General features: G+C 70.8%; 20 protein-coding genes. 12 read left to right on the forward strand and 8 right to left on the reverse strand.

The annotated features are described in order from the left end of the window. Positions 1-20: 20 nt before the first annotated feature. Positions 21-680, reverse strand: coding sequence for a hypothetical protein (locus ACQEVY_RS37260; RefSeq protein ID WP_432954001.1), 660 nt, complete (start codon positions 678-680; stop codon positions 21-23). Positions 681-939: 259 nt separating this feature from the next. Here ACQEVY_RS37260 and aroH point away from each other — a divergent pair, with 259 nt between their 5' ends. The 5 genes from aroH to der all read left to right on the forward strand — a co-directional run bounded on the left by aroH (position 940) and on the right by der (position 5,495). Then, complete coding sequence (aroH, locus tag ACQEVY_RS37265; RefSeq protein WP_033324028.1) at positions 940-1,302, forward strand: chorismate mutase; 363 nt, start codon at positions 940-942, stop codon at positions 1,300-1,302. Continuing rightward, on the forward strand, positions 1,299-2,384 hold the full coding sequence (locus ACQEVY_RS37270; protein WP_432954003.1) for a prephenate dehydrogenase: 1,086 nt from the start codon (positions 1,299-1,301) through the stop codon (positions 2,382-2,384). The genes aroH and ACQEVY_RS37270 overlap by 4 nt, the downstream gene beginning before the upstream one ends. A 193-nt stretch (positions 2,385-2,577) precedes the next feature. Then, a complete protein-coding gene (gene cmk, locus ACQEVY_RS37275) occupies positions 2,578-3,273 on the forward strand; it encodes a (d)CMP kinase (RefSeq protein ID WP_432954005.1) in 696 nt (231 codons plus the stop codon). Beyond that, complete coding sequence (locus ACQEVY_RS37280; RefSeq protein WP_432954007.1) at positions 3,231-3,947, forward strand: lysophospholipid acyltransferase family protein; 717 nt, start codon at positions 3,231-3,233, stop codon at positions 3,945-3,947. The genes cmk and ACQEVY_RS37280 overlap by 43 nt, the downstream gene beginning before the upstream one ends. 78 nt (positions 3,948-4,025) lie before the next feature. Beyond that, complete coding sequence (gene der / locus ACQEVY_RS37285; RefSeq protein ID WP_432954008.1) at positions 4,026-5,495, forward strand: ribosome biogenesis GTPase Der; 1,470 nt, start codon at positions 4,026-4,028, stop codon at positions 5,493-5,495. A gap of 109 nt (positions 5,496-5,604) precedes the next feature. Here the strand turns inward: der and ACQEVY_RS37290 are convergent, their stop codons facing one another. Together ACQEVY_RS37290 and ACQEVY_RS37295 are read right to left on the reverse strand one after the other, a co-directional pair. Continuing rightward, positions 5,605-5,877, reverse strand: coding sequence for a hypothetical protein (locus ACQEVY_RS37290; RefSeq protein ID WP_432954010.1), 273 nt, complete (start codon positions 5,875-5,877; stop codon positions 5,605-5,607). A 287-nt stretch (positions 5,878-6,164) separates the two neighbouring features. Next, positions 6,165-6,956, reverse strand: coding sequence for a hypothetical protein (locus ACQEVY_RS37295; protein ID WP_432954012.1), 792 nt, complete (start codon positions 6,954-6,956; stop codon positions 6,165-6,167). 538 nt (positions 6,957-7,494) lie between these two features. Between ACQEVY_RS37295 and ACQEVY_RS37300 the strand changes: the two genes are divergently transcribed. Together ACQEVY_RS37300 and ACQEVY_RS37305 are read left to right on the forward strand one after the other, a co-directional pair. After that, the gene (locus ACQEVY_RS37300; protein ID WP_432954013.1) at positions 7,495-8,118 is read left to right on the forward strand and encodes a transglycosylase family protein; all 624 of its coding nucleotides are present in this window, start codon (positions 7,495-7,497) and stop codon (positions 8,116-8,118) included. A gap of 130 nt (positions 8,119-8,248) precedes the next feature. Continuing rightward, positions 8,249-8,875, forward strand: coding sequence for a transglycosylase family protein (locus ACQEVY_RS37305; RefSeq protein WP_432954015.1), 627 nt, complete (start codon positions 8,249-8,251; stop codon positions 8,873-8,875). On the opposite strand, the gene ACQEVY_RS37310 is transcribed toward ACQEVY_RS37305, so the two are convergent. From ACQEVY_RS37310 to ACQEVY_RS37320, 3 genes are read right to left on the reverse strand one after another with little or no spacing between them, the layout of a single operon-like run. Beyond that, complete coding sequence (locus ACQEVY_RS37310; RefSeq protein WP_432954017.1) at positions 8,817-9,494, reverse strand: ATP-binding cassette domain-containing protein; 678 nt, start codon at positions 9,492-9,494, stop codon at positions 8,817-8,819. The genes ACQEVY_RS37305 and ACQEVY_RS37310 overlap by 59 nt on opposite strands. Continuing rightward, positions 9,491-12,898, reverse strand: coding sequence for an ABC transporter permease subunit (locus ACQEVY_RS37315; protein WP_432954018.1), 3,408 nt, complete (start codon positions 12,896-12,898; stop codon positions 9,491-9,493). Before ACQEVY_RS37315 ends, ACQEVY_RS37310 begins: the two co-directional genes overlap by 4 nt. Then, the gene (locus tag ACQEVY_RS37320) at positions 12,898-13,395 is read right to left on the reverse strand and encodes a hypothetical protein (RefSeq protein ID WP_432954019.1); all 498 of its coding nucleotides are present in this window, start codon (positions 13,393-13,395) and stop codon (positions 12,898-12,900) included. Before ACQEVY_RS37320 ends, ACQEVY_RS37315 begins: the two co-directional genes overlap by 1 nt. 131 nt (positions 13,396-13,526) lie before the next feature. On the opposite strand from ACQEVY_RS37320, the gene ACQEVY_RS37325 reads away from it, so the two are divergent. The 4 genes from ACQEVY_RS37325 to ACQEVY_RS37340 all read left to right on the forward strand — a co-directional run bounded on the left by ACQEVY_RS37325 (position 13,527) and on the right by ACQEVY_RS37340 (position 17,639). Then, on the forward strand, positions 13,527-14,093 hold the full coding sequence (locus tag ACQEVY_RS37325; RefSeq protein WP_432955604.1) for a hypothetical protein: 567 nt from the start codon (positions 13,527-13,529) through the stop codon (positions 14,091-14,093). Beyond that, entirely contained in the window at positions 14,068-15,360 is a 1,293-nt protein-coding gene (locus tag ACQEVY_RS37330) for an ABC transporter substrate-binding protein (protein ID WP_432954021.1), read from the forward strand. The genes ACQEVY_RS37325 and ACQEVY_RS37330 overlap by 26 nt, the downstream gene beginning before the upstream one ends. 180 nt (positions 15,361-15,540) lie before the next feature. Continuing rightward, entirely contained in the window at positions 15,541-16,809 is a 1,269-nt protein-coding gene (locus tag ACQEVY_RS37335) for a glycosyltransferase family 4 protein (RefSeq protein WP_432954022.1), read from the forward strand. Beyond that, positions 16,806-17,639, forward strand: a complete 834-nt coding sequence (locus ACQEVY_RS37340) for a hypothetical protein (RefSeq protein WP_432954024.1) — start codon at positions 16,806-16,808, stop codon at positions 17,637-17,639. The genes ACQEVY_RS37335 and ACQEVY_RS37340 overlap by 4 nt, the downstream gene beginning before the upstream one ends. Here ACQEVY_RS37340 and ctaD read toward each other — a convergent pair. Continuing rightward, positions 17,623-19,311 carry an aa3-type cytochrome oxidase subunit I gene (ctaD, locus tag ACQEVY_RS37345; RefSeq protein ID WP_432954025.1) on the reverse strand — a complete coding sequence of 563 codons (1,689 nt, stop codon included), beginning with the start codon at positions 19,309-19,311 and terminating at the stop codon, positions 17,623-17,625. The two genes, ACQEVY_RS37340 and ctaD, sit on opposite strands and share 17 nt — an antisense overlap. Positions 19,312-19,724: 413 nt before the next feature. On the opposite strand from ctaD, the gene ACQEVY_RS37350 reads away from it, so the two are divergent. Continuing rightward, complete coding sequence (locus tag ACQEVY_RS37350) at positions 19,725-19,940, forward strand: I78 family peptidase inhibitor (protein WP_328772662.1); 216 nt, start codon at positions 19,725-19,727, stop codon at positions 19,938-19,940. Positions 19,941-20,058: 118 nt separating this feature from the next. Here the strand turns inward: ACQEVY_RS37350 and ACQEVY_RS37355 are convergent, their stop codons facing one another. Further along, entirely contained in the window at positions 20,059-21,150 is a 1,092-nt protein-coding gene (locus tag ACQEVY_RS37355) for a phosphatase PAP2 family protein (RefSeq protein ID WP_432954027.1), read from the reverse strand. Positions 21,151-21,349: the final 199 nt, after the last annotated feature.

Below are 21,349 nucleotides of genomic sequence, written 5' to 3' on the forward strand. Positions count from 1 at the left end.
GGCCAGGGCTGAACGGAGGTCTACGGCTGCACGGGACGCGCGGTGAGCTGCTGTCCGTCGATCGTCACGGCGCCGGTCTCCGGGTCGATACGGGGCGCGGCCGACGGCGTGCCGTCGCGCTTGACGATGCCGACCTGCTGACCGTCCGGCAGCACGATCCAGCCGCCGTCGATCTCGGCGCCGCGTACGGACTCGGTGGCCCGGTACAGCCCCGACGGCTTGAGCGCCTTGTCGGCGGTGAACCCGTACTCCTGCTGCCCCATGTCCACCGTGCCGCTGATCCGGCCGCCCTTCAGCTCGCCGTTCAGCACGCCGCCCTGCTTGCTGGTCAGGCGCATGCTGCCGTCGGGCTTGACGTCGCCCTTCAGCCAGGACTCCTGGTCCCGGCCGTCGCAGAAGTACGCGATCGCCTTGCCGTCGCGCAGCGAGACGGCGACCGCGGAGGAGTCGTCGTCCGTACGGCCCGCGTAGTCGGCGTTGCCGGGTGCGCTCGGCGACGGGCTCGGTGGCGCGGTCGTCTTCGTCGGCTCGGGCTCCGGGCTGGGCGAGACCTTCGTGGCGGGTGGCTCGCCTCCGCCCGACGCGGTGGGGCTCGTCCCTGTCGTCGCGTTGAGCGACAGCATCACCAGGGCCAGCAGGAGTCCCCCGAGTAGCGTGAAAAGTGGTCCGGAGCGCTTCATTTGTGCCTCCCCCGAGGCGTCGCGGACAGCGGTTCCATGCAAGCGGACGCGACGGGTGGCGTCCATAGGCGGACCCAGACGGTTTCACTCCGAGTGGCGGGAACGAACGGTTCCGTAACAATGACAAGGGCTTGAGCCGGGCCCGTGACAAGGGGATCGCCCCTCGTCTCGGCAGGCGGGCGCCGCGCACCCGTGCACCACGGGCTGACTACGCTGGATGGGCACAGAGCCGATACGTACATCAGCGAGGAGCGACACCGTGGCGGTACGAGCGGTCCGCGGCGCCGTCCAACTGGAGCGGGACGAAGCCGGGCACATGGACGAGCAGGTCAGTGAGCTGCTCACCGCCATCCTGGAGCGGAACTCGCTGACCACCGAGGACCTCATCAGCATCTGGTTCACGGCGACGCCCGACCTGCACAGCGACTTTCCGGCAGCCGCCGCGCGCAAGCTCGGCATCGTCGACGTACCGCTGATCTGCGCACAGGAGTTGGACATCGAGGGCGCCATGCCCCGCGTCGTACGCGTCCTCGCGCACATCGAGTCCGATCTGCCGCGCTCCGACATCGCGCATGTCTACCTCGGCGCCGCGGCCGCGCTTCGCAAGGACATCGCCCAGTGAGGACCGCACTCGTCATCGGTACGGGGCTCATCGGCACGTCGGCGGCGCTGGCCCTGGTGGGGCGTGGCGTCGTCGTGCACCTCGCCGACCACGACCCGGAGCAGGCCCGTACGGCCGCCGCGCTCGGCGCGGGCACGGACGAGGAGCCCGCGGGCCCCGTCGACCTCGCGATCGTCGCGGCACCGCCCGCGCACGTCGCCGCGACGCTTGCCGACGCGATGCGGCGCGGGGTCGCGCGCGGCTACCTGGACGTGGCCAGCGTCAAGGGCGGGCCGCGCCGCGAGCTGGAGGCGCTGGGGCTCGACCTGTCCGCGTACATCGGTTCGCATCCCATGTCGGGCCGTGAGAAGTCGGGCCCGCTGGCCGCGACCGGGGACCTCTTCGAGGGGCGCCCCTGGGTGCTGACGCCCACCCGCGACACCGACACCGAAGTGCTCAACCTGGCGCTGGAGTTGGTGTCGCACTGCCGTGCCGTACCGGTCGTCATGGACGCCGACGCCCACGACCGCGCGGTGGCCCTGGTCTCCCACATGCCCCACCTGGTGTCCAGCATGGTCGCCGCCCGCCTGGAGAACGCCGAGGAGGCCGCCGTACGCCTCTGTGGCCAGGGCATCCGTGACGTCACGCGGATCGCGGCCTCCGACCCCCGGATGTGGATCGACATCCTGTCCGCGAACCCGGGCCCGGTCGCCGACCTCCTCGCGGACGTCTCCGCCGACCTGGAGGAAACGGTGCAGGCCCTGCGTGCCCTCCAGTCCTCCGACGAGGCCAAGCGCCGCGAGGGCGCCACAGGCATCGAGGACGTCCTGCGCCGCGGCAACGCCGGCCAGGTCCGCGTCCCCGGCAAACACGGCGCCGCCCCCACGGTGTACGAGAGCGTCGTCGTCCTCATCAACGACCAGCCGGGCCAACTGGCCCGCATCTTCGCGGACGCCGGCGCCGCGGGCGTCAACATCGAGGACGTACGCATCGAGCACGCGACCGGGCAGCAGGCGGGCCTGGTGGAGCTGATGGTGAAGCCGGTGGTGGCGCCGGTGTTGACGGCTGCGTTGCGGGAGCGAGGGTGGGCGATCCGGCAGTAGCGGCCGGGGGCGTGCCCCTGTGTCCGGGTGTCGCCGAGTCGGCGGTCGGAGGCCGTCGCAGCCGTCCCGAACCTCGTAGGGCCGGGTCGGCCGGAGGCCAGTAATACCGGGCTCGGGGAGACAGTAACCTTGTGCGGGGCGCGATCGTGCCCCTGCCAGCCCACCACCCCGTACCAGGAAGGTGCCCGCACCCGTGGAAACCAGCGCCGCCCGGACCGCTCCGGCAGTGATCGTCGCCATTGACGGCCCTTCCGGCACGGGCAAGTCGAGCACCTCGAAGGCCGTCGCGGCCCAGCTCGGTCTGAGCTACCTCGACACCGGTGCCCAGTACCGGGCGATCACCTGGTGGATGGTGAACAACGGCATAGACGTCAGCGACCCGTCCGCGATCGCGGCCGTGGCCGCGAAGCCGGAGATCGTGTCCGGTACGGACCCCTCGGCGCCCACCATCACGGTGGACGGCACGGATGTCTCGGGCCCGATCCGCACCCAGGAGGTCACCTCCAAGGTCAGCGCGGTCAGCGCCGTGCCCGAGGTGCGCGCCAGGATCACCGAGCTGCAGCGCTCGGTCGCCGCGTCAGCCGAGGGCGGCATCGTCGTCGAGGGCCGGGACATCGGGACCACCGTGCTGCCCGACGCCGACGTGAAGATCTTCCTCACCGCGTCCCCGGAGGCCCGCGCCGCCCGCCGCAGCGGTGAGCTGAAGGGCGCCGACCTGCACACGACCCGCGAGGCCCTGCTGAAGCGGGACGCGGCCGACTCCACCCGTAAGACCTCGCCGCTCGCCAAGGCGGACGACGCGGTCGAGGTGGACACCTCGGACCTCACGCTCCAGCAGGTCATCGAGTGCGTCGTCACCCTCGTCGAGGAGAAGCGGGCAGCGAAGTGACCGAGCCACCTTCGGCACGCGGTGCCGAGGTCGGGCGGCGCATTGGCGTCGGCCTGATGTACGGGCTGTGGAAGCCGCGCGTCCTGGGCGCATGGAAGGTCCCCGCGACCGGCCCGGTGATCCTCGCCGCCAACCACTCCCACAACATCGACGGTCCGATGGTCATCGGCGTCGCGCCCCGGGCGTCACACTTCCTCGTCAAGAAGGAAGCGTTCGTCGGCCCGCTCGGCCCCTTCATGCACGCCGTCGGCCAGCTGAAGGTGGACCGCTCGACCGCCGACCGCACCGCCATCACCCAGGCCCTCGGCGTCCTGGAGAACGGCGGAGTCCTCGGCATCTTCCCCGAGGGCAGCCGCGGCGAGGGCGACTTCGCCGCGCTGCGTGCCGGGCTCGCCTACTTCGCCGTGCGCAGCGGAGCGCCGGTCGTTCCGGTCGCCGTGCTGGGAAGTACGGAGCGGCGCGGACGGTTGATAAAGGGGCTGCCTCCGCTGCGCAGCCGCGTCGACGTCGTCTTCGGGGATCCTTTCGAAGCCGGCGACGGCAGCGGGCGGCGTACGCGCAAGGCGCTCGACGAGGCGACCGGGCGCATCCAGAAGCAGCTCGCCACCCACCTGGAAGACGCCAGGCGCCTCACCGGACGCCTGGAAAACGCCCGGCGTCCCAGCACGCACTAGGCGACACTTGAGTAGTGGATCACCCGGAAATCAGGGGGTTCCACCGATCACCACGATGAACGACGAGGTACGCACTTCATGAACGACCACATCCAGCCCGACGGCTCGGAGCACGAGCACGGGGCACTTGGCGATGCCGAGTTCGCGGAGTTCATGGAGCTCGCCGCGGAAGAGGGCTTCGACGTCGAGGACGTAGAGGGCGCGATCGAGGCGGCCGGCCACGGCCCGCTTCCGGTCCTCGCCGTCATCGGCCGCCCGAATGTCGGCAAGTCGACCCTGGTGAACCGCATCATCGGCCGCCGCGAGGCGGTCGTCGAGGACAAGCCCGGCGTCACCCGCGACCGCGTCACCTACGAGGCCGAGTGGGCGGGCCGCCGCTTCAAGGTCGTCGACACCGGCGGCTGGGAGCAGGACGTCCTCGGCATCGACGCGTCCGTGGCCGCGCAGGCCGAGTACGCGATCGACGCGGCCGACGCGGTCGTCTTCGTCGTCGACGCCAAGGTCGGCGCGACCGACACGGACGAGGCGGTCGTCCGGCTGCTGCGCAAGGCCGGTAAGCCCGTGGTGCTGTGCGCCAACAAGGTCGACGGCCCCAGCGGCGAGGCGGACGCGGCGTACCTGTGGTCCCTCGGCCTCGGCGAGCCGCACCCCGTCTCGGCCCTGCACGGCCGCGGCACCGGTGACATGCTGGACGCCGTACTGGAGGCACTGCCGGACGCTCCGGCACAGACCTTCGGGACCGCGGTCGGCGGCCCCCGCCGTATCGCTCTCATCGGCCGCCCGAATGTCGGCAAGTCGTCTCTGCTCAACAAGGTGGCGGGCGAGGAGCGCGTGGTCGTCAACGAGGTCGCGGGCACCACCCGTGACCCGGTCGACGAACTCATCGAACTCGGCGGAGTCACCTGGAAGTTCGTGGACACGGCGGGCATCCGCAAGCGCGTCCACCTCCAGCAGGGCGCCGACTACTACGCCTCGTTGCGCACCGCCGCCGCCGTGGAGAAGGCGGAACTCGCGGTGATCCTCATCGACGCCTCTGAGTCCATCTCCGTCCAGGACCAGCGCATCGTGACGATGGCCGTGGAGGCGGGCCGCGCGATCGTCGTCGCCTTCAACAAGTGGGACACCCTCGACGAGGAGCGCCGCTACTACCTGGAGCGCGAGATCGAGACCGAGCTCGCCCAGGTGTCTTGGGCGCCGCGCGTCAACGTCTCGGCACACACGGGCCGCCACATGGAGAAGCTGGTCCCGGCCATCGAGACCGCGCTGGCCGGCTGGGAGACCCGCGTCCCGACAGGCAGGCTGAACGCCTTCCTCGGTGAGCTGGTTGCCTCACATCCGCACCCGATCCGGGGCGGCAAGCAGCCACGCATTCTGTTCGGCACCCAGGCGGGCACAAAGCCCCCGCGGTTCGTGCTCTTCGCGTCCGGCTTCATCGAGCACGGCTACCGGCGCTTCATCGAGCGCCGCCTGCGCGAGGAGTTCGGCTTCGAGGGGACGCCGATCCATATCTCCGTGAGGGTGCGCGAGAAGCGCGGCAAGAAGAAGTAACGGGCACCTGCTGCGAGTTGAGCGCGTGGAAAGGGCCCCCTGCTGATGCAGGGGGCCCTTTCCGTACGTACGAGATGCTCTGTATGTACGAGATGTACGAGCAGCCGCGTCAGCGTTCCTTACGTGGCCAGGGCGGCAGCGCCGGGATCAGCCCCGAGGCGTGCTGCCGCGCGACCGGCTGCCAGACGCCGGTGGTGGTGCCGCGACCGCGCGAGGCCGAACGTCCGCTCGTCTGCGGCACGGTCCCGAAGGCGGTGAAGCCCAGCTCCTCCTCGCCGCTGCGATCGCCCGGCAGGGCACGGAAGGACCGGCGGAACTCCGCGTAGAGCGCGTCGTAGATCGGCGTGGCCGAGTGTCCGGAGGAGTCCTGCGCCGGCCGCATGGCCGGGATCGGAGCGGTGTACGGCAGGCGACGGGGGGCTTCGTAGGTGTGCACGTACGTGCCAACGACCCCGCGCCTCATCGGATGCGCCCGACCTGGGCTGACGTGCGTCACCTGGAGACGCCGGGGACGGGAGCGCCCCTCAGGGGCGCGGGGCTGTATCAATTTGCGGCTCCGCCGCGATGGGGGTCCCCCCGCTCGAGCGCAGCCGAGAGTGGGGGGACCCCCATCGCGGCGGAGCCGCAGTTTGACCCACCGGCCTCAATACCCCGAACCCAGCGGAGCGATCACGTTCCAGCAAGCGGCATAGCGCAAGCCACCAGCTTCCCGTTCGCCGCCGCCTTGTCGAGGGCCTCGCGCAGCAGGTCCTCGCGCGGCTGGCGGCCGATCGAGCCGGCGGGGGCCGCGAACAGCAGCACCTGCTGGTGCTTGTTGGCGGCCTGCCGCCAGCTGTCGGTGACCTGGAGCGGCTGGTGGGCCTGCCACCAGGCGACCGGCGAGCCGCCACCGGTGCCGGGCTGCAGGACCGCGTGCAGCTGGCCCATGGCGAGCAGCACGGACCAGCCGTGCAGCACGCGCGGAACCTCGGTCAGCTGGGACAGCGGCATGAAGCCCTGCTCGATGAGGAGCGGCAGGAAGTCGTCACCGCCACCCGTCGTGCCGGGTCGCGCGATGGGCCCGGTCGGCTCGACCACGAGCGCGGGGTGCAACTCGCCGCCGAGCAGGACGAGTCCGCTGGTGACACCGAGGACGGCCTGCTCCGGCATGGCCTCGGCGGGGCGTTCGTGCCCGGTGCCCGCGTCCTGTCCGGTGATCGAGCGGACGGCGCCCTGCAGCTGCTCCTCGGTGACCTGGACGACCTGCGAAGGCAGGCAGGTGGCGTGGGCGAAGGCGAGGACGGCGGTCTCCTCGCCGATGAACAGGACGGTGCTGGTGCGCTCCTGTTCCGAGTCGCCCGGGGTGCGGCAGGACGTGCAGTCGTAACTGCCCGGGGCGTTCTCTCCGGCGAGCAGCCGGTCGGCTTCTTCGTCGCCGATCTCGGCGCGTACGTCGTCGCTGACGTCGAGCATGCGCGGCACGGGTGGCTCCTCGGGATGCGGTGCGTGCGTCGCCGGGCGGCTCCCGGCTCATGAAGCGGGAGGGTTCCCGGTTCATGAAGAAGACAACGGGCGATCTGTGGCCGGAGTCACGCCCGGGAGCGAACGGAATCGAACCATCCTGCGCGCACCGTGAGTCCGGCAGCGGAATCTGCTACTCCATGCCAACTCCTCGGATATCCAAGGAAGTTGATCCGGTGAGGTGAGTCACAGATCGTCAGGAGTCGAGGTCGACAAATCCGGATATCGGCGAATGAAGTGGGTGGCTGGAATTCGCCGATACTGTCGGTAACGGCGAACTGGCCTGGAATGACAAGGATTTGGTTGATATCGGGCCGCGTAGCTCCATAGATTCCTCGGCCGTGTGCAACGAGCACCGCTCGGGTACGTCCGCCGGCCGCACCACAGCCAGCTCGAAGCACCACCGTCGGCGGACGGGGCGGACCGGAACGACCGCGGCCAAAGGGCGGCGAGTTCCGTCCCGCCTTGGGGGACCCCGAGTCCTGCGAGAGGGAAATACATGTCCGGTTGTGCCGACAACACTCGCAAGGTTCGTACGACCGCGGTCTTCGCCGGGGCGGCATTGCTCGCCCCGCTCGGACTGCTCGCCGCCGGCGGCAACGCCGCAGCGGCGGACGGTGGAGTGTGGGATCGCATCGCTCAGTGCGAGAGCGGCAGCAAGTGGAACATCAACACCGGTAACGGTTACTACGGAGGACTCCAGTTCTCCGCGGCCACCTGGCGCGCGTACGGCGGCACGGCCTACGCGTCGACCGCCGACAAGGCCTCCAAGGCGCAGCAGATAGCTGTGGCCACCAAGGTGCAGCGCGCGCAGGGCTGGGGCGCCTGGCCCACCTGCTCCGCGCGGGCCGGCGCGACCGGCAGCGCGCCCGCCGCGCCCACGCCCGGCACGCCGAAGGCCGCCCCGTCCAAGCCCGCGAAGCCGTCGAAGGCGCCGGCCCGCTCGACGAGCCACACCGGCCGCGACGCGTCGCGCGGCGACTACACCGTCCGCGCCGGCGACACGCTGAGCGCCATCGCCGCACGGCACGGGACCACCTGGGAGCGGGTCTACGCCGCCAACAAGGCCGCCATCGGCGCCGATCCCAACGTGATCGTCCCAGGGCAGCGGCTCAACATCTGAGCCTCTCCCTCCTGCCCTCGTTCCTGCCCTCGGGGCACTGGGCCCCGTCCGGTCGTCCGACCGGGTGGGGCCCCACCCGCCTCAGGCGCGGCTCAACGGACCGCCTCTGCCGCCTGCTTAGCGTGGCCGAATGCTGATCAAGCGCATGTGGTACGCGGCTGCCGTCGCCGTAGCCCTGACCCTGCTCGCCCCAGCCGAGGCGGCCCCCGCGCCACCGCCTCCGGCGCCCGGTCCTCCGGGCGTGGCCCGGGCGGCGTACGCCTGTGAGAAGGACCCGTGGCCGTGGGGCTGCGTCGCCCAGTGCGAGAGCAGTGGCCGCTGGGATGTGAACACCGGAAACGGCTTCTACGGAGGGCTGCAGTTCCAGCAGTCCACCTGGGAGCTGTTCGGCGGCCTGAAGTATGCGAGGCGCGCGGATCTGGCCACCCGTCAGGAGCAGATCACCATCGCCCAGGAGGTGCTGAGCGTCCAGGGATGGGAGGCGTGGCCCGTCTGCTCCAAGAGGTACGGACTCAAGGGCCGGGCGCATGTGGTGAAGCCTGGCGACACGCTCTCGTCCCTCGCCGACCGCTACAAGATCAAGGGTGGCTGGCAGGCGCTCTACCAGCTCAACAAGCAGACCGTCGGGAAGGATCCGGACCGGCTGATTCCCGGCATGATGCTGAGCCTCCCGAAGGGGGCTGCCTCGGGCCGGGCGGTCACTCCCGGTCCGGTGCTGATGGGTCCGCCGCTGCCAGCTCCGCCGCCTCGCCGCTGAACACGACCTCGCCACGCCGGAGTTCGTACACGACTGCCGCCCTGCCGACCAGGCTGGGCGGCAGTCGCTGTTCGGCGACGATCACACAGGCGTCGAGGCCGCCGAGCAGTTCGTACGTGCGGGCCGCGACCGGTGGTGACATGCCCTGCGCGGGTTCGTCGACGAGCACCACACGCGCGCGTGCGAGGAGGGCGCGGGAGAGGGCGAGCATGCGTTGCTCTCCGCCGGAGAGGGTGCCGGCCTTTCTGTCGAGCAGGGGGTGCAGGGCGGGGTAGGCGTCGAGGGCGGGGGCGAAGTGGCCGCCGGTGGCCGCGAGTTCGAGGTTCTCGCGGACGGTGAGCGAGCCGAAGACGGCCTGCCGCTCCGGGACCAGGCACAGTCCGCGGCGGGCCCGTTCGTAGGCGGGCATCCGCGTCACGTCGGTGCCGTCCCACACCACGGCGCCACGGGACAGGGGGACGGTGCCGGCGAGGGCGCGCAGCGCGGTCGTACGGCCCGAGCCGTTGCGGCCGAGCAGGACGGTGACGCCGGGGGCGGGCGCCAGGAGGGTCACTCCGTGCAGGGCCTCCAACGGGCCGTACCGCACGCGCGCGTGGCGCAGCGAAATGCCGGTGTTCATCGTTCGACCACCGTGTCGAGTCCTTCGAGATTGTCGAGTACGTGGCGGGTGGGGCCGGAGGTCACGATGCGGCCCGCCGTCATGACGTGCACGGTGTGGGCCAGGTCGGCCACGAGGTCCAGGTCGTGCTCGACGACGAGCAGGGCCATGCCGTCGGCGGCCAGGGCCCGCAACACGCGGGCCAGCGCGGCCACTTCCCCCGTGTCGAGGCCCGCGGCGGGCTCGTCGAGAAGCAGGACACGCGGGCCGCCCGCCAGGGCCCGGGCGAGTTCGACACGCCGCAGGGTGCCGGTCGGCAGCCCCGCCGCGGGCAAGGCCCGTACGGCCCCGTCGAGCCCGAGCAGCCGCGACACATGCTCCACGGCGCCAGGATCCACGACACGCCCCTGCTCGGCCCCGACCCGCACGTTCTCAGCCACCGTCAACGTCGGGAAGACGGCGAGCTGCTGAAAGGTCCGCGCCACCCCGAGCCGCGTGCGGGCGTGGGCGGGCAGCCGAGTCACATCCCGCTCCCCGAAGGTGACCCGCCCCGCGTCGGGCCGCACGGTCCCGGCAAGACAGTGGAACAGGGTGCTCTTCCCGGCCCCGTTGGGACCGACGACGGCGGTGACCATGCCCGGCTGAAGCTCGAGATCGACCCCGTCGAGGGCGGTGAATCCGCCGTAGGTGACGCGCAGGCCGCGGGCGCGGAGGCGGTGCCCGGCCGACTTGGGCCGCGGCTGCGGGGGCGACGTGGGGCCGCGGGCGGTTGGGGCGCCCGGGCCGCCTGTCCCGGCGGGACCGCCTGCCCTGGCCGGGCCTGGCGCGCCAGGATCCCCGGTTGGGCGGGGCGCCGGGCGGTCTGGGCCGATGGGCGTGCTGCCCGGTTCGGGTGTCTCGCTGGGGCCGTGGGTTGTGCGTGGGCGGGATGAGTCTTCTGGGCTGCGGGCTTCGGCGGGGTCGGGTGGCTCGGTCGGGCCTGGCGCTCCAGGCTCTCCGGTTCGGTCAGGCGCCGCACGGGCACGACCGGTGGCTTTCCCACCCGGTTCAGGTGTCTCGCTCGGGCCGTGGGTCGTGCCTGGGCGGGATGAGCCTTCAGTGCCATCGGCTTCGGTGGGGCTGATCGCCCCAGGGGCGGGGCCGGGTGCTGCTGGCGCCCCCGGTCGCCCGGTTCGGTCAGGTGCCGTGCGGTCTGGGCCGATTGGCGTGCTGCCCGGTTCAGGCGTCCCGTTCGGGCGGTGGGTTGTGCCTGGGCGGGCTGAGTCCTCTGGGCCGCGGTCTTCGGCGGGGCTGATCGCGTCGGTGGGACCGCCTGCCTCGGCCGGGCCTGGCGCTCCGCCCGGGCCTGGCGCTCCAGGCTCTTCGGTTTGGCCAGGCGCCGCGCGGCCGGGGCCGGTGGCTTTTCCGCCCGGTTCAGGTGTCTCGCTCGGGCCGTATGCCGTCCCCCGTCGGGCCGTACCGCCCAGGGCGCCCGACCCCGTGGCACCGCCCGCCCCAGCGGGCCCGGATGCCCCCGCCGAAACCCCCGTAGCCCCCGCTGCCACCCGCGACGACCGGCGCGACACGGCCGGCTGCGGCCGGAGTCGTCTCCGTACCTGCGCCCCCAGCGGCGTGAGCGTTGCCTCGCGGCGTAGCCGGAGGCGTTCCGCGGCCAGGCGTAGTGCCTCGTAGGGGCCGCCTGGGAAGCGGCCGACCAGTACCGCCAGGAGGCCGATCAGGGCTGCTGCCACGCCGCCTCGGGTGCCCGCGTCCAAGCCCACCAGGAGGGCCGCTGCGGCCAGTGCGCCCAGGACGCTGTCGGCGCCTAGAACGACGATTGCGGCGAACCAGAGGAGGCCGCGCACGGGGTCGTACGCGGCGGGGTCGAAGGCGCGTAGGCCCATGCCGAGCATGCCGCCGCCCAGGGCGGCCAGGGCGGCGCCGGCCACGAAGGCCGTCAGTTTCAGGGCGGGGACGCGGACGCCTGCCGCCGACGCGCCTGCCTCGTGGTCGCGCATCGCCGCCAGGGCGCGACCCGTGCGGCCCCGGCGCAGTGCGTGTGCGGCGAGCAACGCGCATGCCAGGAGGGCGAGTTCGAGTACGTAGTACGTGCGGTCGTTCTCGAAGCCCGCCGGACGGCCCAGTGTCAGGCCCGCCGTAGCGTACGGCTGGGCGAAGACGAAGCGACTGACGCCGACGCCCACCGCGAAGGTCGCGAGGGCGAGGGCCAGACCGTGTCGGCTGATGGCGGGCCAGCCGGTCAGCAGGCCCAGGGGAGCCACCAGCAGGACGGCGACCAGCAGCGCAGCCAGTTCGGGAAGCTCCGGCAGGCCGGGGAAGCGGCCCGCTGCCAGCAGTGCCGTGAAGAGGGCGCCGAGACCCGCGTACGCCGCCTGGCCTAGGGAGATCTGGCCGCCGCGGCCCGTCACCACGACCAGGGAGAGCAGTACTACGCCCAGCGCGGGGACCTGCACAGACGTATGCAGATCCCGGCCAGCGAAGCCCAGAGGGATCAGGAAGAGGACCACGGCCACTATCCACGCGCCCGGCGGTGTCGCCACCCGCGCGGTCGCGGTGCGCGGCAGTGCGTCCCGGGCGCCGATCCCCGGGAGCACCAGCGCCGCGATCAGCAGGGCGACGACGAAGAGGTTCGCCCCCAGCGCCTGCACCAGCGGCTCGCGCCAGCCCGACGGGTGCAGCCGCGTGAGCTGGCTCTGGGCGACCCCGATGCCCAGTGCCACCACCACGGCCACCGGCAGGTTGCGCATCCGGGCGGCCACCGCGACCGCCACGACCTCCATGACCAGCAGCGGCAGACCGTACGGATCAAGGCGTACGTACGGCGCCAGCAGCACCCCCGTCAGTCCCGCCGTGAACGAGCCGAAGGCCCAGCCCGCCGCGGCCACCCGGTCCGCGTCGATGCCGCCGAGCACGGCGAGCGAACGGTCGTCGACGACGGCCCGCAGCTCCCGCCCGAAGCGCGTCCAGCGGGTCATGGCTCCCACGCCCACGGCCAGGACCAGCGTCACCGCCAACTGCCCCCAGGGATCCGCCGATACGAGCGTCGGCGCGTCCGAGTGGGCGCCCGGGCCCCAGATCAGCGCGGCCCCGCCGACCAGCAGCACGAACACGCCGATCGAGGCGACCAGCGTCTGCGCCGGATCGCTGCCCAGGACGGACAGCGGACGGAAGACGAAGCGTTCCAGGACCAGGCCGATGCCCGGCGCCACCACGAGCAGGGTGAGCGCGGCGGCGAGCGGAAGCGGCCAGTCCCACTCGATCGTGAGCTGGCGCAGCAGATAGGCGCACACCATCGCGATCGCGCCGTGTGCGAAGTTGAGCACGCCGGTCGCCCGGTGGGTGACGATCAGCCCGATCCCGGTGAGCGCGGCGGCGGCGCCGACGGAGAGCCCGGCGAGCGTGAGGTCGTACGTCAGTGACGCCATCAGTCGCCCGCCTCGGACGACCGGTCGTCCGAGGCGGCGGGCTCGCAGATCGGGCAGGGATCCAGTTCCCCGCGCGCGAGGACCCGCGAGTCGACCGGCAGGGCGTCCGCCTTCCCGGCGACCAGGGGGCAGTCGGCCCGGTGCCACAGCGTGCCGCCCGGCACCATCAGCAGCTCGCCGCTGACGGCGACGGGCGCCGCCGCGGCCTGCCCGGACTCGTCGGCGTCGGCGGGCTCGGCGGCCACCAGGAGCCCGTACAGCTCCTCCACGCGCGCCGCCGCGAGGGCGTTCCTGCCGTGGGTGAGCAGCACCGCACCCGCGATGATCAGCGCGGCGCCGGGCACCGTGCAGGACGCGAGATAGGGCAGCTGCCGCTCGGCGAACCGCTCGCCCGAGATCCCGTACCAGCCGATGACGCACAGCACCGCTCCGGCGGCGAGCGCCGCCCACCCGGCCCAGAGGACGGGGTGCACAGTCCGCAGTCGAGCAGTCCGCATCGGAGCTCCCACGTCATGTGTCTGTCACGTGTCTGTCCATGCCAGCCAATGGCTTGCACTATGCCCTGTGGAAGCTGACCCTGAAAGAACCGGGCGCTGACGGCCCGGACCGACACCCGGTGGTGAGCCAGATGGTTCTCGGCAGCGACCTCAGTGGGCGCGGCAAGCGGATGCGTGGTCCCGGACGGCGTACGGCGGCGTGGCTGGCGGCCGCGGTCCTGGCGGCGGGACCGGTCCTCACGGCCTGCGGGGACGACAGCGGCGGCGGCGACACGACGCCGGCGACGCCCACGGTGGAGCAGGCACCCACCCCCGCCGAAGAGAGCCCCACGGCGCCGGAGGACGCCGCGGCGGCGGAGCGGGAGATCAAGGAGAACTGGGTGAAGTTCTTCGACCCCGCCACCCCCCTCAAGGACAAGCAGGACTACCTGGAGAACGGCGACCAGATGGCCCCGGTCCTGCAGGCCTTCAGCGGTGACGAGCGCGGCGGGCAGGTGCAGGCGGAGGTCACCAAGGTCGAGTTCACCTCGGCGACCGAGGCGGACGTGACGTACACCCTCACCCTGAAGGGCGCCACGGTCATGCCCAACGCCAAGGGGACGGCAGTCGAGCAGGACGACGTGTGGAAGGTCTCCGTCAAGACGCTGTGCGGCCTGGTCGGGCTGAGCGGCAATGCGTCGCCGCTTCCGGGCTGCTGAGTGCGCCGTCGCGGGCCTGCTGCTCCTGCTGGGCACGGCCTGCGGCAGCCGCCTCCCGGAGAGCGACTTCGAGAACCGGCCCGACGACAACGCCCCCACCCGGGCGGGCGGCGAGCCGGTCCGCGTCGGCGTCATCACCAGCGCCACCAGTCCGGTCGGCGGCGACGCGTTCACCGGCCCGCGCGACGGCGCGAAGGCCTACTTCGAGCGGCTGAACGCGCGCGGCGGCATCGACGGCCGCCGCGTCGAGGTCCGTACGTGTGACGACGGCGGCAGCGGCGTCGGCAACAACGAGTGCGTGCACAAGCTCGTCGACGAGGACAAGGTCGTCGCCCTCGTCGCCGGCTCGTCCCTCGACTACGCGGGCGCCTCCCGTGTCTCACGCGCGCGCGTGCCCGACATCGGCGGACAGCCCATCGGCCCGGCGTACGACACGTATCCGCACCTTTACAGCATCTACGGCAGCCTCGCGCCAAGGAACGGAAAGCCCGGCTGGGACGGCAAGCTGTACGGCGGCACCGAGGTCTACCGCTACTTCAAGCGCGAGCAGGGCGCCCGTACGGCGGCGGTCGTCTCCTACAACCAGCCAGCGTCGGCCGCGTACGCACGGCTCATCACCCGGGGCCTGAAGGCCGAGGGCTACAAGGTGGTCACCGAGCAGGTCGACTTCTCGCTGCCCAACTTCCGTGCCGTGGCGGCCGATCTGAAGGAGCAGGGCGCCGATCTGGTCTTCGACGCGATCGACTCGTACGGCAATGCCCAGCTGTGCAAGGCCATGGACGACGTCGGCGCCGAGGTGCTCGCCAAGGTCACCAATGTGCAGAACTGGTCGTCCACGGTCCGCGAGGACTACAAGGACTCGCCGCGCTGTCGCAACGCCCTGTGGGCGACGGGCTCCAGCCGCAACTTCGAGGACACGGACCATGAGGCCGTACGGGAGTTCCGCGATGCCACGAAGGACCTCAAGACCCATTCCCAGTGGCAGCTGGAGGGCTGGGTGGCGGCGATGTGGTTCACCGACGCGGCCGAGTCGTGCGCGGAAACGGGCATCACGCGCGCGTGCGTCGACCGCTTCGTGGCCGAGGGGAAGCCGTATACGGCCGACGGCCTGCTGCTGCCGGTCTCCTACGAGCGTCTGCCCGAGCCACCGGAGACCCGCAGGACCTGTGTGTCCGTGGCTCGTTGGGGGGACTCGGAGGGGTGGGTGAGCCAGGGCGACATGAACAGCAACTGTTTCGACGTACCGCAGTTGTCTTACGAACCCTGAGAGGCACGATCCCTGCCAGGCCTCCCACTGGCCCGGATGCGTGAAGATGACGCAAGGTTCCGTACATCTGTTACCAAAAGGGAAACTTTTAGGGAACAAGATGATGATCGGGCCCAACCAATCCTCACGGGCTCAGGTCTCACTATCCGGTAGCGGACGAGACAGGGGATTCGGGGACGCATGCACATTTCTTTCCTGATACACAACGCGTACGGGATCGGGGGGACGATCCGGACGACGTACAACCTCGCCGGCACGCTCGCCGAGCAGCATGACGTCGAGATCGTCTCGGTGTTCCGCCACCGCGACGAGCCGGTCTTCGCGCCCGACCCGCGCGTTCGCCTGCGCCACCTCGTCGACCTTCGCAAGGAGAGCCCGGGATACGAGGGCGAGGACCCCGACATCAAGCGTCCTGCCAGGGTCTTCCCGCGTGCGGAGGGCCGCTACGACCAGTACAGTGCCCTCACGGACCGCCGTATCGCCGAGCACCTCGCCCAGGTCGACGCCGATGTCGTGGTCGGCACCAGGCCCGGCCTGAACGTGCATCTGGCCCGGGAGACGCGGCGCGGCCCGATCCGCGTCGGCCAGGAACACCTCACGCTCGACAGCCACGCGGCCGCCCTGCGCGAGGAGCTGCGCGGCGTCTATCCCAGGCTCGACGCGCTCACGACGACCACCGAGGCGGACGCCGGCGCGTACCGCAAGAAGATGCGGCTGCCCGGCGTACGCGTCGAGGCCGTGCCCAACTCCGTGCCCGCGCCCGGCATCGAGCCCGCGGACGGCTCCGGCAAGTGGGTCGTGGCGGCCGGGCGGCTCGCTCCGGTCAAGCGGTACGACCTGCTGATCAAGGCCTTCGACCGGGTACGCGGAGAGCGGCCCGATTGGCGCCTGCGCATCTACGGCGGCGGCAAGCAGAAGGACAAGTTGCGCGCCCTCATCGACGACCTGGGGCTCTACAACCACGTCTATCTGATGGGCCCCGCCCACCCCATCGAACCCGAGTGGACCAAGGGCTCCATCGCCGCCGTCACCTCCAGCCTGGAGTCCTTCGGCATGACGATCGTCGAGGCGATGCGCTGCGGTCTGCCCGTCGTCTCCACGGACTGCCCGCACGGCCCGGGGGAGATCATCGACAACGGTGTCGACGGACGCCTCGTCAAGGTCGGCAGCGTCAAGGCCATCGCCGACGGCCTCCTCGAGCTGATCAACGACGACGCGCTTCGTCACCAGATGGCGAGCGCGGCCCTCAAGGACTCCGAGCGCTTCGACCCGAGCCGGATCGCCGAACGCTACGAGTCGCTGTTCTCCGGCCTGGTCGCCCGCGGCGGCGGCTCGGCGGGCGGCCGGATGCGCGGCTCACTGCACAGCACCCGCGCGGCGCTGCTCGGTGGTGCGTATGCCGTTCGGGATGCCGGACGCACGGTACTCAAGAAGGGGCACACCGCATGATGACGCTGGCTCCGCAGCCCGCGCCCCAGCACACCGCTGAGGACGCCGCCATGCCTCCGCGCGCCGACTGCATCGCCGACTCCGCGGGCGGGCTGACCTTCGACCTCACCGCCTCCGCCCGGACCGGCGCCGCGTACCTGCTGCTGCGCAGCCGCAGCGGCGACGAAGAGGTCAGCCTGCCGCTCACGCCGACCGGCGACGGCCGGCTGCGCGCCGTCCTGCCCAGCAGCATCGAACTGCCCGAGGGCCGCTGGGACGCATACGCCCGACTGACCGACGGCGAGCCCCAGCGCCTGGTGCCCGGCATCAACGACCTGCGTGCGCTCGTCGACCGCGTCCCCGACGACGAGACGGGCGGCCGCATCGCCGTCCGCATCCCGTACGCCACCAAGCACGGCAACCTCACGGTCCGCAGCTGGCTGCGCGCCCCGCACGCCGAGGCGGGCGAACTGTACGTGAAGGAGGGGGAGTTGAGCGTACGAGGCCGACTGTACGGCGCGACGCTCACGCCGGACGCGTACGCCGAAGTGCGCGCCCGTCACGCACCCGAGACCACCCTACGAGCCGACATCACGGCCGACCGGACCGAGTTCCGCTTCACGGTCGACTATGGCGCCCTGACGGAGGGCGTCTGGGACTTGTGGCTGCGCCCGGCGGGGGAGAACGGGCCGCGGGTACGGATCGCCCGGCTGCTCGACGACGTCGCCGACAAGAAGCCGATCTTCACCTACCCGAAGGTCACTCTGAAGACGGAGCAGGGCGACGCGATGGCGGGGCCGTACTACACGGCGGACAACGATCTGTCGGTGACCGTCACTTCGGTGAGTTGAAGCGCTCCTGACCGGACCGGGTCTGGGGCGGGGTGATCGCCGCGAACTGCGGATGGTGGAGGTCGAAGGCCGGGGATTCGGAGCGGACCTTGGGCAGCGTGAGGAAGTTGTGCCGGGGCGGCGGGCAGGAGGTCGCCCACTCCATAGAGCGGCCGAAGCCCCAGGGGTCGTCGACCTCCACCTTCCTGCCGTACTTGGCGGTCTTCCAGACGTTGTAGAGGAACGGCAGCGTGGAGAGGCCGAGCAGGAACGAGCCGATCGTCGAAACGGTGTTGAGCGCCGTGAAGCCGTCGGCGGCCAGATAGTCCGCGTACCGGCGCGGCATGCCCTCCGCGCCGAGCCAGTGCTGCACCAGGAACGTCACGTGGAAGCCGACGAAGAGCGTCCAGAAGTGGATCTTGCCGAGCCGTTCGTCGAGGAGCTTCCCGGTGAACTTCGGCCACCAGAAGTAGAAGCCGGCGAAGGTCGCGAAGACGACGGTGCCGAACACCACGTAGTGGAAGTGCGCCACCACGAAGTAGGTGTCCGTGACATGGAAGTCCAGCGGTGGTGACGCCAGGATGACCCCGCTCAGCCCGCCGAACAGGAAGGTCACCAGGAAGCCCGTGGACCACAGCATCGGCGTCTCGAAGGACAGGGATCCCTTGAGCATGGTGCCGGTCCAGTTGAAGAACTTCACGCCCGTGGGCACCGCGATCAGGAACGACATGAAGGAGAAGAACGGCAGCAGCACCGCCCCCGTCGCGAACATGTGGTGCGCCCACACGACCACCGACAGACCCGTGATCGCCATCGTCGCGCCGATCAGCGTCAGATAGCCGAAGATCGGCTTCCGGCTGAACACCGGCAGGATCTCGGTGACGATGCCGAAGAACGGCAGCGCGATGATGTAGACCTCCGGGTGCCCGAAGAACCAGAAGAGGTGCTGCCACAGCAGCGCCCCGCCGTTGGCCGAGGCGAAGACCTGCGAGCCGAACCTCCGGTCCGCCTCCAGGACCAGCAGCGCCGCGGCGAGCACCGGGAACGCCATCAGGATGAGGATCGACGTGAACAGCGTGTTCCAGACGAAGATCGGCATCCGGAACATCGTCATGCCGGGGGCGCGCATCCCGATGATGGTCGTAATGAAGTTCACCGCGCCGAGGATCGTGCCGAAACCGGCCAGCGCCAGCCCCATGATCCACATGTCGGCCCCGATGCCGGGCGACCGCTCCAGGCTGTTGAGCGGGGCATAGGCGAACCAGCCGAAGTTGGCGGGGCCCTCCGGCACCAGCAGCGAGCCCAGCACGATCAGCCCGCCGAAGAGGAACAGCCAGTACGAGAGCATGTTCAGCCGCGGGAAGGCCACGTCGGGGGCGCCGATCTGCAGCGGCATGATCTCGTTGGCGAAACCGGCGAAGGTGGGCGTCGCGAAGAGCAGCAGCATGATCGTGCCGTGCAGGGTGAACATCTGGTTGAACTCGTTGTTGTCGATCAGTTGCGTGCCCGGACGGGCCAGCTCGGCCCGCATCAGCAGCGCCATCACCCCGCCGACCAGGAAGAACGCGAACGACGTGATCAGGTAGAGATGGCCGATCTTCTTGTGATCGGTGGTGGTGAGCCAGTCGACGATCAACCGCCCGGGCTTCACTGGTACGGCCCGGACCGGTGCCTGCACGGTCTCAGTGCCCATCGCTGCCCCCTCGCTCATCGCGCCCTGGGCCTCCCGAAGCTCACGCCATGATGCTCGCGTCGCGCGGCGCTCCGACAGGGGGCGTACGTCGGTTCTGTGCTTGAACCATGTATTTCCTGTGGTGTGTCCCCTTTCGGGACGCACCACGGATTCGGAACGGAAAGGCGTACGCGCCGGGTAGGCACCCCGCATTTCGCCGGTTCCCTCGGGCTTATTCGGATCGCCGTCAAGCTAGTCAGGAATTACGTTCGGCAGTGCACGAAACGCGTCAGGAACCGCCCGTTCGTGTGACTTGGTTGGGCCGAATCGAGTGTCGTGGTCCTGTGACAGAAGTGTGACCGGAGAGGGACCGGTGACGGATCGTGGCGCCTATCGGGCTTCCCCGTCCGCATTCCGGCGCCTAACGTGGCGGCATGGCACCGATTCCCACACCTCCCGCAGAGCCCCAGGACAATCCGGACACGTACGTCGGTCTGGAGGCGAGTGGCGCCGAGCAGCGCGCGCGTGAGCGCGGCTGGTCCACCGTGAGGTCGCTGCCGCCGGGCGCGATGATCACCATGGAATACCTGAGCGGCCGCCTTAACTTCGAGGTCAGCGACGGCATCGTGAAGCGCTGCTGGAAGGGCTGAACCTTCCCTTTGCCCACTACGAAGGCCCTCGGCTCCGGGAGCCGAGGGCCTTCGCCATGCGGGGGAGTGGTGTGTGCGTACCGTCCCCGCTGCCTGCTCTGTCTGTGCTGTCTGCTGCTCAGCCGCCCGTCACGGGGCGGGGCTGGTTGGTGTGCGGATTGCCACGTGTCACTCGCTCCGAGTGCGGGGGTCTGCGGCTGCCGGCGGGCGTCACCGGCGTTCGCTCCGCGCGGCTCGTGTGCGGGCCGGGCGCCAGGTAGACGGGCGCCGCGGGGGACGTCCGTGACGTACGCGGCACGCTGACCGGCTCGCGGGGCGCGTGCGCGGGCTCCTCGTCGGCGGAGGCGGGAGAGGCGGCGGCTGGCACGGGGCTCTCGACGGGCGCTTCGTCCGGCGAGAGCATCGCGGGGGCGCCCACCGGGACGGTGGCCGGCACCGGTGCCGTACCGGCGCGGCGGCTGCGCCAGTCGTCCCGCATCGCGAAGATACGGGCCTCGGCGCGGGCGATCAGCGGCTCGAACCAGGGCAGCGCCAGCAGGATCAGCAGACCCGCGGCCCAGCCCAGAACCACATCGCTCAGCCAGTGCGTACCGATGTAGACGGTGGTCAGGCCGACGCCCAGGGAGGTCACGGCGGAGACGGCCGACAGCCAGCGGCGGGCGCGCGGAGTCGAGGCCAGATAGGCGAGGATGCCCCAGGTCACGACGGCGTTGGCGGTGTGGCCCGAAGGGAATATATCGCCGCCGAGCCACATCTCGTTCGAGCCGATCGTGGTCGCGTAGTGCGGGCCCAGACGGCCCATGCCGATCTTGGCGGCGCCGACCGTGACGTTCAGCAGCAGCAGGGAGACGCCGAGCGCGAGCAGCGGGCGCAGCGTGTGCATCCGCCAGGAACGCCAGCCCAGCCAGGCCGTGACCATCACGGCGGTGGGGCCGCGCTGGCCCAGCACCACGTAGTAGTCGAGGAACGCGTGGATCTCCGGCCACTGCTGGTAGGGCCGGAAGAACATGACCTGCCAGTCCAGCGTCACGAGCCAGGAAGTGATGACCACGGCCCACACGATGGCCGCGTAGAAGGCGAGTGTGGCCGCGAAGAGGACCACCCTGTGCCGGCTCATCCTGGGCACGTCGATATGGGCCGGTCGTTCCGGCTCACGGTCCAGGCGGGCGAAGACCCGGTCCAGACGAGTCAGCTTTCGTTCGGTACGCACGTATTCGACGTTACAGCGAGTGAGCTCTGTTCAACCGCTGGGCTCCCTCTTTGTGATGACGATGTGATGTGGGATTCCTCTCAGGAGGGGGTTTATCACCGGGTTATGGATTCCCCGCTGTGCGTCCCTCGGCCAGTCTCTGGTTCAATTCCATTGCGTCGCCCAGTGAGTTGTTTTTGGGTGCGTCTGAATTTGTTCA

It is taken from the genome of Streptomyces sp. CA-288835 (assembly GCF_050936385.1).
Taxonomy (GTDB): domain Bacteria; phylum Actinomycetota; class Actinomycetes; order Streptomycetales; family Streptomycetaceae; genus Streptomyces.

What these genes read in the sequence shown, in the direction of transcription:
- ACQEVY_RS37260 (WP_432954001.1), bottom strand. Translation starts at nt 680, where the DNA reads ATGAAGCGCTCCGGACCACTTTTCACGCTACTCGGGGGACTCCTGCTG.
- der (WP_432954008.1), top strand. Translation starts at nt 4,026, where the DNA reads ATGAACGACCACATCCAGCCCGACGGCTCGGAGCACGAGCACGGGGCA.
- ACQEVY_RS37290 (WP_432954010.1), bottom strand. Translation starts at nt 5,877, where the DNA reads ATGCGGCCGGCGCAGGACTCCTCCGGACACTCGGCCACGCCGATCTAC.
- ACQEVY_RS37300 (WP_432954013.1), top strand. Translation starts at nt 7,495, where the DNA reads ATGTCCGGTTGTGCCGACAACACTCGCAAGGTTCGTACGACCGCGGTC.
- ACQEVY_RS37305 (WP_432954015.1), top strand. Translation starts at nt 8,249, where the DNA reads ATGCTGATCAAGCGCATGTGGTACGCGGCTGCCGTCGCCGTAGCCCTG.
- ACQEVY_RS37310 (WP_432954017.1), bottom strand. Translation starts at nt 9,494, where the DNA reads ATGAACACCGGCATTTCGCTGCGCCACGCGCGCGTGCGGTACGGCCCG.
- ACQEVY_RS37315 (WP_432954018.1), bottom strand. Translation starts at nt 12,898, where the DNA reads ATGGCGTCACTGACGTACGACCTCACGCTCGCCGGGCTCTCCGTCGGC.
- ACQEVY_RS37320 (WP_432954019.1), bottom strand. Translation starts at nt 13,395, where the DNA reads ATGCGGACTGCTCGACTGCGGACTGTGCACCCCGTCCTCTGGGCCGGG.
- ACQEVY_RS37325 (WP_432955604.1), top strand. Translation starts at nt 13,527, where the DNA reads ATGGTTCTCGGCAGCGACCTCAGTGGGCGCGGCAAGCGGATGCGTGGT.
- ACQEVY_RS37330 (WP_432954021.1), top strand. Translation starts at nt 14,068, where the DNA reads ATGCGTCGCCGCTTCCGGGCTGCTGAGTGCGCCGTCGCGGGCCTGCTG.
- ACQEVY_RS37335 (WP_432954022.1), top strand. Translation starts at nt 15,541, where the DNA reads ATGCACATTTCTTTCCTGATACACAACGCGTACGGGATCGGGGGGACG.
- ACQEVY_RS37340 (WP_432954024.1), top strand. Translation starts at nt 16,806, where the DNA reads ATGATGACGCTGGCTCCGCAGCCCGCGCCCCAGCACACCGCTGAGGAC.
- ctaD (WP_432954025.1), bottom strand. Translation starts at nt 19,311, where the DNA reads ATGGGCACTGAGACCGTGCAGGCACCGGTCCGGGCCGTACCAGTGAAG.
- ACQEVY_RS37350 (WP_328772662.1), top strand. Translation starts at nt 19,725, where the DNA reads ATGGCACCGATTCCCACACCTCCCGCAGAGCCCCAGGACAATCCGGAC.